10 protein-coding genes are annotated in these 12302 nt (G+C 62.6%); 4 read left to right on the top strand and 6 right to left on the bottom strand.

What is annotated here, in order from left to right; genetic code table 11:
• Positions 1-6: 6 nt before the first annotated feature.
• Together AB3X95_RS10355 and AB3X95_RS10350 are read left to right on the top strand one after the other, a co-directional pair.
• Positions 7-933 (top strand): branched-chain amino acid ABC transporter permease, encoded by a 927-nt coding sequence (locus AB3X95_RS10355; RefSeq protein ID WP_176366611.1) that lies wholly within the window; start codon positions 7-9, stop codon positions 931-933.
• A complete protein-coding gene (locus AB3X95_RS10350) occupies positions 930-2453 on the top strand; it encodes an ATP-binding cassette domain-containing protein (RefSeq protein ID WP_368621255.1) in 1524 nt (507 codons plus the stop codon). The genes AB3X95_RS10355 and AB3X95_RS10350 overlap by 4 nt, the downstream gene beginning before the upstream one ends.
• 34 nt (positions 2454-2487) lie before the next feature.
• On the opposite strand, the gene AB3X95_RS10345 is transcribed toward AB3X95_RS10350, so the two are convergent.
• The 3 genes from AB3X95_RS10345 to AB3X95_RS10335 form a co-directional block, all read right to left on the bottom strand.
• Complete coding sequence (locus AB3X95_RS10345; protein ID WP_176121949.1) at positions 2488-4035, bottom strand: methyl-accepting chemotaxis protein; 1548 nt, start codon at positions 4033-4035, stop codon at positions 2488-2490.
• 61 nt (positions 4036-4096) lie between these two features.
• Positions 4097-5467: a C4-dicarboxylate transporter DctA gene (gene dctA / locus AB3X95_RS10340; RefSeq protein ID WP_176366608.1), complete on the bottom strand. Its 1371-nt coding sequence runs from the start codon at positions 5465-5467 to the stop codon at positions 4097-4099.
• 147 nt (positions 5468-5614) lie between these two features.
• Positions 5615-6781, bottom strand: coding sequence for a mandelate racemase/muconate lactonizing enzyme family protein (locus AB3X95_RS10335; protein WP_368621254.1), 1167 nt, complete (start codon positions 6779-6781; stop codon positions 5615-5617).
• A gap of 119 nt (positions 6782-6900) precedes the next feature.
• On the opposite strand from AB3X95_RS10335, the gene AB3X95_RS10330 reads away from it, so the two are divergent.
• Both AB3X95_RS10330 and AB3X95_RS10325 read left to right on the top strand, forming a co-directional pair.
• Complete coding sequence (locus AB3X95_RS10330; RefSeq protein WP_368621482.1) at positions 6901-7857, top strand: LysR family transcriptional regulator; 957 nt, start codon at positions 6901-6903, stop codon at positions 7855-7857.
• A 179-nt stretch (positions 7858-8036) separates the two neighbouring features.
• On the top strand, positions 8037-9626 hold the full coding sequence (locus AB3X95_RS10325) for a methyl-accepting chemotaxis protein (protein WP_368621253.1): 1590 nt from the start codon (positions 8037-8039) through the stop codon (positions 9624-9626).
• Positions 9627-9645: 19 nt separating this feature from the next.
• Here the strand turns inward: AB3X95_RS10325 and AB3X95_RS10320 are convergent, their stop codons facing one another.
• The 3 genes from AB3X95_RS10320 to AB3X95_RS10310 form a co-directional block, all read right to left on the bottom strand.
• Positions 9646-10491, bottom strand: coding sequence for a GNAT family N-acetyltransferase (locus AB3X95_RS10320; protein ID WP_176366605.1), 846 nt, complete (start codon positions 10489-10491; stop codon positions 9646-9648).
• 33 nt (positions 10492-10524) lie between these two features.
• Positions 10525-10854, bottom strand: coding sequence for a hypothetical protein (locus AB3X95_RS10315; RefSeq protein WP_176121955.1), 330 nt, complete (start codon positions 10852-10854; stop codon positions 10525-10527).
• Between the two features lie 64 nt (positions 10855-10918).
• Positions 10919-12226, bottom strand: coding sequence for a tryptophan leader peptide (locus AB3X95_RS10310; protein ID WP_368621252.1), 1308 nt, complete (start codon positions 12224-12226; stop codon positions 10919-10921).
• Between the last annotated feature and the right edge of the window lie 76 nt (positions 12227-12302).

Below are 12302 nucleotides of genomic sequence, written 5' to 3'. Positions count from 1 at the left end.
ACCCCTATGTCCGTTCTTCTCCGTTCGCGTGGCGCTTGGGTCGCCGTTGCGCTCGCCGTGATCGCCGCGACGTTGCCGTGGTGGCTTTCTGGCTACATCCTCGGCGTGCTCACGGTGGCGTTTTACTTCGGCGTGTTCGCGATGTCGTGGGACCTGTTGTTCGGCTTTGCCGGCGAGGTCAACTTCGGGCCGACGTTCCTGATCGGACTCGGCGCCTATTCCGCTGCGATCCTCAACGCCAGGTGGGGCCTGCCCATACCCGTTTGCGTGCTCTCGGGCGGCGGCGTCGCGCTAGTGGGCGGCTTGCTGCTCGCGGTGCCCGCGCTGCGGCTGCGCGGTCCTTATTTCGGGCTGGTTACGCTCGTGGCCGTACTGCTGCTGCAAAACGCCATCGTGATCTTTGCGGGCATAACGGGCGGGGAGATCGGCATGACGGTGCCGGACGTGATGTCGGTCGATGCGAACCATAACTACTGGATCGCCCTCGCGTTCCTGATCGTTTGCGCGATCCTGTTGTTCGGCCTGTCGCGTTCGGCAGTCGGTCTGATTCTGCAGGCCAGCGGCCAGGACGCGACCGGCGCGCAGGCGTTGGGTTTCAATGTCACGCGGCACAAGCTCGTGGCCTTCTGCATCAGCGCCGTTTTCTCGGGCGTGGCCGGCGCGATGCTGGTGTTCTACCAGGGCACGGCTTCCGTGAGCACGGTGGTGGATCTCAGCGTGGGCGTGCAGATCATCATCGCGGCCGTGCTCGGCGGACGCCGGACGATACTCGGAGCGGTGCTCGGCTCGATCTTCCTGATCGTCGCCGGCGAGTTCCTGCGACCGCTCGGGCAGCTCAACACATTCGTCGTCGCGGCGGTCGCGCTGGCTGCGCTGCTGTTCTTTCCAGACGGTCTGCTCGGCAATCTGCTACGTGCGAGGGAGCGCCAATGAACGACACGCCGCTGCTCTCCGTACGCGGGCTGACCAAGCGCTTCGGCGGCCTCGTCGCAGTCAAGGATATCGGCTTCGAGATCCGGCCCGGCGAGATCCTCGGTCTGATTGGCCCGAACGGCTCGGGCAAGTCCACGGTCATGAAGCTGATCATGGGCATCGAGCGGCCCAATGCAGGGTCGGTCAAGGTGAACGGCGTGGAGATGGCCGGCTGGGCGCCGCACCGCATCGCGCGCGCGGGCGTGGGCATCGTGTTTCAGCATTCGCGGCCGCTGCATCGGCAAACGGTGCTGGAACATATCAAGCTCGCGCTGCTGCCTGATTCGCTCGTCAAGCTCGCTGCCGAACCCCACGTGCACCAGCGCGCGCAGGAAATCGCCGAGCGCGTGGGCCTTGCCGGCGTCATGCATCGGCATCCCGCGACGCTGCCGTTTGCGGATCTGCGCCGCATGGAGATGGCCAAGGCGATTGCGCGCGACCCGCAGGTCGTGCTGGTGGACGAGCCGTTCGCGGGACTGACGGTGGCGGAATCGCACGCGTTTTCCGAGCTGATTCGAGGCTTTCGCGCCGAAGGCCGCGCGGTGCTGCTGGTCGATCACAACGTGAAGAGTCTGTCCGCGCTCGCCGACCGCGTGCTGGCGATGTACCTTGGCGAGCGTGTCGCCGAAGGCACCGCCGAACAGGTGATGCAGAACGAGACGGTGCGCCGCGTCTATCTGGGCGGCAAGCTGGAGCTGCGCCAGCGTACCGGAGCCGCGGGCAATGCGAAGCCCACGATCCTCGAGGTGAGCGGTGTGCGCGTGCTCTACGACAAGGCGTGCGCACTCGACGACGTCAGTCTGCAAGTGCGCGAGGGCGAATTCGTCTCGGTTGTCGGCCTGAATGGCGCGGGCAAGACGACGCTGTTCAACGCGCTGTCGGGCCTCGTGCCGTACAAGGGGACGATCCGCTTCGATGGCCGCGATCTGCGCGGTATCAGCGGTGCCGCGATCTCGCGCGCCGGCCTCGTGCAATGCCCGGAAACGCGCGAGCTATTCGGCGACATGACGGTACGCGAGAATCTCGAACTCGGCGGATATCATCTTGCCGATTCGGCGCGTGCTAAACAGCTGTCGTGGCTGTTCGATCTGTTTCCGATCCTGAAGTCGCGCCAGGGCCAAACCGCGCGTACGCTGTCCGGCGGCGAGCAGCAAATGCTCGCGATCGCGCGCGCGCTAATGACCCAACCGAAGCTGCTGATTCTCGACGAGCCGACACTCGGCCTCGCGCCCGTGATTCTCGAGCAATTGTCGAAAGCGCTGGATTCGCTGCAGAAATCCACGCCCATCACCGTCTTGCTGGGCGAGCAGAACGTCAGGTTTGCGCTGCCGCATGCCGATCGCGTCTACGTGCTCGAACACGCGCGCATCATCTGGGAGGGCAGCGCTGCGCGCTTCGAGGCGGAGATGGGGCGCGGTTTTCTCGAGGCGGTGCCTGCCAATGACGCCGACACCACGACCTCCGGCGCCTCGCGAAGCTAAGGCGCGCAGCGGGACGCGAGCCTATAGCGTGGCATCAGGACAGGGACGCAAAGCGGAATCGGCCAGCCGCTCGGGTCAACAGGCCAGTCTGCTCGGTTAGCGACGCGGCCGCGGCGGCTGCCTGTTCGACCAGCGCGGCATTTTGCTGCGACATCTGATCCATCTGCGTAATCGCGCGATTGACTTCCTCGATGCCATCGCTCTGTTCGGCCGAAGCCGTCGCAATGTCGCTCATGATCGACGTGACGCGACCGACGGCCGTCTGTACTTCGCCCATGGTCTCACCGGCCCGGCCGACGAGGCGCGAACCGTCGGCGACGCGCGCGGTCGACGCGTCGATCAGCTCCTTGATTTCCTTCGCCGCGGTCGCCGAGCGCTGAGCGAGATTGCGTACCTCGCCGGCGACAACGGCAAAGCCGCGTCCTTCCTCTCCGGCGCGAGCGGCCTCGACAGCCGCATTCAACGCGAGGATGTTGGTCTGAAAGGCGATGCCTTCGATCACCCCGATGATCTCGCCCATTCTTTTCGCGCCGTCGTGAATGTCGCGCATCGCGTCGATGACCTGACGGACGACGTCCGCGCCGGCACCGGCCGTCGCCTTCGTCGCGTCGGCCAGCTCGCGCGCTTCACGCGCGTGCGCCGCGTTCTCCGTGACGGCGTTGGTCAGTTGTTCCATGCTCGCCGCCGTTTCCTCGATGGACGCCGCCTGCGCCTCGGTGCGCGCCGACAGGTCCGCGTTGCCGGCCGAAATTTGCTGGGTCGCGGACGCGATCGACTCGCTGCCGCGAGCGATCTGTTCGATCATCGTGCCGATGTCCTTCTGCATCTGCCCAACGCTTCTGACGAGGCGACCCATTTCGTCATTACTGTCGAACCGCAGTTGCTGCGACATGTCGCCCTGGGCGAGTCGCTCGACATGGCGCACCGTCATGTCGATCGGGCGCGCGATTGCGCGAAGCAGCGTGAAGCCGCAGGTGACGCAGGTCAGAAGACCGACGGCGATCGCGATTGCGGTAATGGTTGCAAGTGTCTGGTAGCTATGCTGTGCCGTGTCGTAGCGAGCGTTACCTTGCGCGTTGCGAAACTTGTCCAGCTCCGCGGATTTCTGCGTTAGAGCCGCGGCAAACGGCGGCATAACGACCATCGCGATATGGTCGGCACCCTCGTGGTCACCACGGCTCATCGCGTCCATCATCGGCTCGAGTGCGCCATGCAGCATCGCTTCGCGGGCGTCGGCGACAGCCTTGGACAAGGCCGCTTCCGCATCGGAGACGGGCAGTGCGCGGTACTCTTTCCAGGCTTTGTCGGAGACCGCCAGATAGTTGCGCGCCTTATCGATGAGGGCGGCTCTATCCGCCGCCTCCGGGTGCAGCAGCACGCGATCGAGCGTAGTGCGCACTACGGTCAGGTTGAGGTTGGACTTGCCGAGCGCGGTCGCGGCGGCCACGTCGTTGGTATACGCCTGCGCAACCGCATGGTTCGAACCACGCATGCCGGCGATACCCAGTACGCCAGTCACCGTCAGCAGGAACCCGAGCAAGGTGAGGGTGGCGAGAAGACGGAACTTGATGGTCAGTTTCATGCTGAATTCGGAAGAGTGAGATACCGCTGCGTTAACGGCACCCATTCCGAAAAGTTCAGTTCTATTGATGGTTCGCTGAGCCATCGAGGAGCGCCTCCGCTTCAGTCGGCAATGTCGGCGAGACTGCGGGTTGCGTGGCAGGACCAGGTGTTTGGAAGCGAGCCGTGTTGTCGCGATTCAGCACCGCGCGCGCCAGGTTCCTATTGAGTTGGCCCTCCCAGCGAGCGACGACGACGGTCGCAACGCCATTGCCGATCAGGTTCGTGACCGCACGCGCCTCGTTCAGAAAGCGGTCCACGCCGAGCAGCAGCACGAGGCCTTCGACGGGAATCTTGTGCATCGAGGCCAGCGTCGCGGCCAGCGCGACGAATCCCGCCCCGGCCACGCCCGCGGAGCCTTTCGACGTGAGCAGCAGCACGCCGAGCACTAGCAACTGGTCCCAGATACTGAGGTGGACGTTCATCGCCTGGGCGATGAACAACGCCGCCATCGTCAGATAAATCGCCGTTCCGTCGGCATTGAACGTATAGCCGGTGGGCAAGACCATACCAACCACCGGGCGAGCGCAGCCCATCGCCTCCATCTTGATCAGCATCTGCGGCAACACCGCTTCTGTCGATGCGGTACCAAGCGTAATCAGAATCTCGTCCCTGATGTAGCGAAGAAACTTCCATAGCGAAAGCCCGCACATCTTCATGACAAGGCCAAGCACGACGAACACGAAGAAGAACGAGGTCAGATACAGACAAAGCATCAACTCGCCGAACGATGCCAACGTGCCGATGCCGTATTTGCCGATCGTGAAGGCCATGCCGCCGAATGCGCCGATCGGAGCAACGTACATGACGATCCGCACCACGCCGAACATGCCTTGAAGGAACATGTCGAGCATGTCGACGAATGGTGCGGTACGGGGTCCGAGCTTCGCCAGCGAGATAGCGAGCAGAACTGAAAAGAAAATGATCGGAAGCATCTCGCCCTTGGCGAATGCCCCGACGATGCTATTCGGAACGATGCTCATGAAGAAGTCGAGCATACCGTGTTGCTGTGCCGCGTGCGTATAGGTCGAAATCGCGGCCGCATCGATCTGCGAGGGATCGATGTTCATGCCGCTGCCGGGTTCGATGACATTGACGACCACCATCCCCGCAATCAGCGCGACCGTCGATGCCAGTTCGAAATAGAGAAGGGCTTTCACGCCTACCCGGCCCGCCTGATGGAGGTCGTTCATGCGCGCGATCCCGACCACGACTGACGCGAAGATGATCGGCGCAAGCAGCATCCGGATCAGCTTGATGAACAGGTCGCCCAGCGGCTTCATCTGCGACGCGAGTTCGGGGTAGAAGTGGCCCAGCAGGACGCCGGCCACGATCCCGATGAGGACCTGAACGTACAGCTTGGAAAGTGCTCTTCTTACTTTCGATACTGGCATGTCTGTCTCCTGTGCGTGGCGTCTTCAAAGGGGAAATGCGGCCTTCCCACGCGAGCAGCGTGGGAAGGCCGCATTGAGCCGGCTTCGTTCCGTCTTTTTATGAACCATTCAAGCGGGAATGTTGGTCGGTGCCGTTGCGAGCGCGCGTTATTCAGCCAGCTTGCGCATCTCGGCGATCAGGTCGGATTTGCCTTCGAAGCCGATGCCGGGCAGCTCCGGCATCGTGATATATCCGTTCTCGACGCGAACGCCGTCCGGGAAACCGCCGTATGGCTGGAACAGGTCCGGGTACGATTCGTTGCCGCCGAGTCCGAGGCCCGCCGCGATGTTCAGCGACATCTGGTGCCCGCCGTGGGGAATGCAACGGCTTCTCGACCAGCCATGCTGATGCAGCATATCGAGTGTTCGCAGATATTCGACGAGACCGTAGCTCAATGCGCAATCGAATTGCAGCCAATCGCGATCGGGGCGCATACCTCCGTAGCGGATCAGGTTGCGGGCATCCTGCATCGAGAACAGGTTTTCGCCGGTCGCCATCGGCTTGTCATAGTAGTTGCGCAGCGTCGCCTGCAGCTCGAAGTCGAGCGGGTCGCCCGCCTCCTCGTACCAGAACAGGTCGTACTGCGACAGCGCCTTCGCATAGCCGATCGCGGTATCGAGATCGAAGCGGCCGTTGGCATCGACCGCGAGCTTCTGGCCGTCCTGCAGCACGCTGAGGATCGAGTCGATGCGTCGCAGGTCTTCGTCGAGCGACGCACCGCCGATTTTCTTCTTCACGACCGTGTAACCCCGGTCGATGTAGCTGCGCATCTCATCCTTGAGCTTTTCGTGGTCCTGGCCCGGATAGTAGTAGCCGCCCGCCGCGTAGACGAAGATCTTGCGGTTGGCCTCGCCATTGCCGTACCGCTCGGCGAGCAACTGGAACAGCGGTTTGCCGGCGATTTTCGCTACCGCGTCCCAGACGGCCATATCGATCGTGCCGATCGCGACGGAGCGCTCACCGTGGCCGCCGGGCTTCTCGTTGATGAACATCGTCGCCCAGATCTTGTGGGGATCGAGGTTGTCGCCCGAGTCGTCGACGAGCGCGGCTGGGTCGGCCTCGAGCAGGCGCGGGATGAAGCGCTCGCGCATCAGTTTGCCCTGACCGTAGCGGCCGTTCGAGTTGAAGCCATAGCCGATCACCGGCTTACCGTCGCGGATCACGTCGGTGACGACCGCGACGAGACTCAAGGTCATTTTGCTGAAGTCGATGTAGGCGTTCCGGATCGGGGAACTGATCGGAACGGTCTTTTCGCGGATTTCAACGATTCTCACGCCACTGTCTCCAGAGATTTGAACGGTTATTGAGCCATCCTGGCTGCAATGTGGTGCATAGCTTAGCCGCGAAAGAGCTTGCTAGAATTCACTTGTGTTCACTACATATTTCACCAAAAGTGAGTATTGCACCCGCATCCGACTTCGAGTTCTTCATTCTTCTTGCGAAACTCAGGAGCATGTCCGGCGCCGCCCGGGCGCTCGATCTCAGTCCGCCAGCGGCGACCAAGCGGCTGGGGATCATCGAGCAGCGGCTCGGCGCGCGTCTGGTCAACCGGACTACGCGCAGCGTCAGCCTGACGCCCGAGGGAGAGACCTATCTGCGCTACGCGTCCCAGATCGTCGGGCAGGTCCGCGAGATGGAGGAGGCCATCTCCGGCGCCCGGCGCGATCCGCATGGGCCGTTGCGCATCAACGCGACGCTGGGTTTCGGCAGGACGACCATCGCGCCGCTCGTCTCCGACTTCGCCAGGCGTTTTCCGAACGTCGAAGTGCAGTTCGAGGTGACGGACCGGCCGGTGGATCTCGTCGAAGGCGCCTTCGACATGGCGATACGGTTCGGCGAGCTGCCGGACAGCCGGCTGAGCGCGAGGCGCATCATGAGCAATCGCCGTTTTCTTTGCGCGTCGCCGAAGTATTTGGAGCGTTTTGGAGCGCCCGAGCGCGTGGAGGACCTGCATCAGCATCGCTGCATCATTCATCGGCAGAACGATGACGCTTATGGCGTGTGGCGCTATATCGTGAACGACCACATCGAGGCGATCAAGGTCAAAGGCGTGCTATCGAGCAACGATGGCGACATTGCGCTTCGGTGGGCGCTCGACGGTCACGGGATTCTGATTCGCTCCGAATGGGATTTGGCCAAGTACGTACAGAGCGGGCGCCTCAAGCTGGTGCTGCCGAATACCGTGCTGCCGTCGGCGGATCTGTTCGTCTACTACCCGAGGCAGCGCAATCAGACGGCGCGGGCGCGAGCCTTCATCGATTTCCTCGTCGATCATTTTCAGGCGCCGTTCACACCGGTCGACACTACCGTCGAAGTTCCGGAAAGGAAGAAGAGGGGCTCGCGGAAGTGAGGTTCATGTCGCCTGGCGTCGCCGCGACAGGTGCATAGCACTTGTTGGGGCGAAGCTTTCGATTACCCGACCAAGCTAGTCAGATAACCCTCAATATTTTGAGGGTATTGCCGTTAGAACGTCCATTGACCGACATTCCGGCGCCTTCAGCAGAGCGCGGTGCCTCGCTAACGACCTTCATGCGCAATAACCAGCCTGTAACACAACGCGAATTCGATTTCCCCGCCTCGGAGATGCTTGTCTCGGCAACCGACCTGAAAGGAAGGATTCAGTACTGCAACCCGGCATTCATTGCGATCTCAGGCTTCACGCGAGAAGAGTTGCTCGGCGCGCCACATAACATCGTCCGGCATCCCGACATGCCGCGCGAGGCCTACGCCGACATGTGGGAGACGATCCGCGCGGGTCAGCCCTGGACGGCGCTCGTGAAAAACCGCCGCAAGAATGGCGACCACTACTGGGTATGCGCGAACGTCACGCCGGTGATCGAAAGCGGTCAGACCGTCGGCTATCTGAGCGTTCGCACCAAGCCTTCTCGCAACGAAGTGAGGCTTGCCGAGTCAACCTATGCGCGGATGCGCGAAGGCACGTTGCGCTCGCACAAGTTGCGCCGCGGGAAGCTGGTTCGTACCGGGATAGCTGGCAAGCTGCAGGCACTGACGCACTTGTCCGTCGTGGCGCGCATCGGTGTCGGCTATGCGATTGCGCCGCTGGTCTTCCCGCTCGTCGGTGCGGCGCTGTACGGCGGGATGCCGCCGTTGCCGTACTGGAGCGCGACTGGCGTCACCGCGATGCTGGCCGGCGTGGCCTGGCTGGCGTTGAGAAAGCAATTGGGTGCGCCGCTCGCGGGGCTCTCCAGTTTCGCCACCCGTATGGCTGCCGGTGATCTGACCGCCGAAATGAGCATCTCGAGGAACGGAGATTTCGGCGACGTACTGAGCGCGCTGAACCAACTGAAGGCGAACCTCGGCGCGATCGTGCTGGACGTGCGTGGCCAGATCGGCGGGGTGGTGGACTCCGCTCGTGAAATGTCGAGCGGCAATGAGGATCTGGCGCGCCGCACTGAATCGCAGGCGGCGTCGCTCGAGCAAACCGCTGCGACCATGGAGCAATTCACCACCAGCGTGAAGGCCAATGCAGACGCCGCCGCGTCCGCGCTCGGACTTGCGCGGGAAGCACAGGATGCCGCGGCGCTTGGCGGCGAGATCGTCGGTCACGTCGAGCGGACCATGTCCGGCATTACGTCGGCGTCGCAGCGTATCGCCGATATCACGGGCGTGATCGATGGCATCGCCTTTCAGACCAACATCATTGCTTTGAACGCGGCGGTCGAAGCCGCCCGTGCCGGCGACGCCGGCCGATCGTTCGCGGTCGTCGCGACCGAAGTGCGCATGCTCGCGCAACGTTGCGCGGAGTCCGCGCGGCAAATCAAGTCCGTGGTGGATCTGACCGTCGCGGAAGTCTCGCAAGGAACGGAACTGATCGACCGCACCGCGTCGCAGATGAAAGTGATCGACGAGACGGTCAGACGCGTACTGACCATCATCGACGATGTGTCAAACGCAAGCGACGAGCAGGCCAAAGGCATCATGCAGGTGAATCAGGCAATCACGCACCTCGACAGCGCGACCCAGCAAAACGCCGCGCTGGTGGAGCAAGCGACGGCCACCGCGCAACGGCTGATCGACTCCGCTCAGGTGCTGGATGAGACCGTGCGCCTTTTCACCATTTCCGGTCAGCGTGAGTCGTCGCTCTCGGCCGCTCGATGATCGGTCTGTTGCTTTGCAGTCAACCTAGTTCGAACGTACTCACTCCGAACACGCGTTGCATGGGAATGGCCGGCGCGGCGCGCGTGTACATGCGCGCCGTTTCGAATGCGCTCACCATGCCGTAGCGTTCAGCGAGCGCGACCGCAGCCGCGTTGACTTCCGGGACGTCGAGCGCGATGACTTCGCCTGCGGCGCTCGCGACCAGCCCGTCGAATAGATCGTTGGCAATCCGTGCGTCGTCGGCAAAGAGCGGACCGATCTTGTAGCCGCTCCTGCAGCGGCGCAGCACACCGTACCCTCTGATCTGATCGTTGCCCACATCCGCCAGAGCCAACGCCTGTGATTGGGCGATCCAGTCCGCGAGGAAGCGGGAACGGTTGGTCGAAAAACATGCGCTGTCGTAGGCAAGCAGTTGCGCGAAGGGTATCTCCCGCGCGTTCGTCAGCCTGGGCGTCGACGCGGCTCGCACGACGCCCTGGAAGCGGATGTTGCGATACGCGAGCTGGAAGCCGGATTTCTTATAGTTCTGCTGCTGGGCAACTACACCATCGAGGCCGATCGTCCGATCTCCCAGATAGCGCATCGCGTGCTGCCACGTGCGCAGACCGAAACCCCTGGCGCGAAATGCCGGCTTGACGATGTAGAGGCCAATGAAACCGAAGCGCTCGTCGTAGGCGACTGCCGAGATGCATGCCACCGGCTCGCCGCGCCAGATACCGACGAAAAAGCCATTGGGGTCTGCATTCCAGAAGCATCGCGCGTCGTCGAGGCCCGGATTCCATCCCTCTGCCGCAGCCCATTCGATCGCCAGATCGACCTCGCTGGACGACATATTGCGCACAACGAAATCGCTATGATCATCCATGCTCAAACGCAGCAACGTGATTGGCTACAACGTCTATGCGGGCGTGAAGACCACAGCGCCATGCCCGGCAACTTGCGCGAAGGTCCGGGCGAAGCGATAGGCCTGTCCTTCGATGACCAACTGGTTGAATCCCGACCGGGTGGTCTCCAGAAGCGCGTGGACCATCGTGTTCGGAATGGCCGCGCAGCTTGTCCAGTCCGCGTCTGGCTCGCCGGGGTCGCCAAGATAGACTTCGCTATTTTCGCCGTGAGAGAGCACGAAAATCAGGCTCTGTCCTTTGTCTAGCGAAAGCTCCAGGTACTCCGAAAGCGTGGATGCCGCCTCGGTCGCTACATCGAGCGGGGCGCGAGAGGAAGAATTCATAAGTGGCCTTTGTGGTCGGGCGTGGCATCCACGGGTTACAAGACATCGCATACCTGCAAGACGATCAATCCGGCAACTGCCCGGGCGCGCCATCCAGAATGCGAAGCTTGTCGTCGATATCGGGAAGCTGATGGCCGGCCGCGCGAAGCTCGTTGACGAGCCGATGCGCGGTTGCACGACACTGCGCCAGCGTCTCATGCAGTCGCGGTTCGCCCCGCAGACCCGCCACCACCTTTTCCAGCTCGGAGGGGGGCTCGCTCAGCAGCGCGGGCACCACCTCTTCTGGCGGAATCAGCGACCCGTGGCTCAAAAGCTGAGCCGTCCAGTCGCATCCATACAGCAGCGTGCGCCGCTCGGTCCGTTTCGCTTCGTCCTGCTCCAGGGTCGCGAGACTGTGCCGGTTCTTGTGAATCGAAGCGCGCCAGGTTGCAAGTATGTCGGCGCGCAACTCCGCAATTGCATTGCCGAGAGAGGTGCTCTGTCCGCCAACCACGAGCCGGCGTTCATCGAGCCTGTCGACGTGGTCCCGGTATCGTTCGAGGAAGGGCTGCCAGTTCAACGGCAATTCGGTCGTCTCGGAGAACGAGCGGCTGATCTCATTGAGCTCGCTCCTGACCTCCTCGATGGCCCGCGCATCGGCAAGTCGCGCCTCATAGACCTCGTGAGCGGTCACCATCTGGCGATGAAGCGCGAACAGCGGATTCTTGTGGCGGCGTTGCAGGTGTCGCTCGGCAGCGCCGGGATGAGCGCTCCATCGCCAGTTGGGCAGCGATTTCGCGTCGAACTCGACCGCGTCTACCATCGGCCGGAATACCGCCAGCCCCTCTTCGGTTGCATGGCGGAAACAGTCGGCCAGCTTGAAGTCGTTGCCTTGCACTTGAGTGCCTTCGGTCCCCGCATATGGAGAATCCGGCGCGAGCCGCAGGAAGGCGGTAGCGAGGAAAAACTCCATCGGCAGCTCGACGGACAGTCCCTCCAGGCGGAAGGTGCGCTGTTGAGCGGAAAGGTCTTCGACAGAATGCGCGAGGCGGTTTTCGAGCTCGAGGAGCGTGTCGATCTTGTCGCCGGAAGACGGCTGCATCGCGTCGGCGAGCAGGCAAAAAGATTCGCGCACCATTTTCGCCGCGATGGTGCCGTGCTTCTCGGCGAAAAGCCACAGCCAGAGAGCAAGCTGATAGCCCCGCACTCCGTTTCGGGCGAGCGTTTCGATTTCGGGCGTGAAGGTGATCCCGGGCGCGGCCCAGTTCGCAAACGGTGGCGAGTCGCTGACCAGGTACATGTCCAGAAGCTGCTTCAACGACTCATGCGTCCCGCTCGGCCAGCTTCGTGTCTCGTCGTTCTGCTTCTCGGTCTTCCAAAGTTTCCAGGCCATCGTGGACCTCGCAAGAGTGTGCGGGATGCGGCTTGGTGAAGATACTTGCACACTCGGTCGGGGGCGTAAACCGGCG

It is taken from the genome of Paraburkholderia sp. BR13444 (genome assembly GCF_040948755.1).
Taxonomy (GTDB): Bacteria; Pseudomonadota; Gammaproteobacteria; order Burkholderiales; family Burkholderiaceae; genus Paraburkholderia; species Paraburkholderia youngii.
Note: the sequence above shows the minus strand (reverse complement) of the source record. Positions and strands in the feature narration are given on the sequence as shown.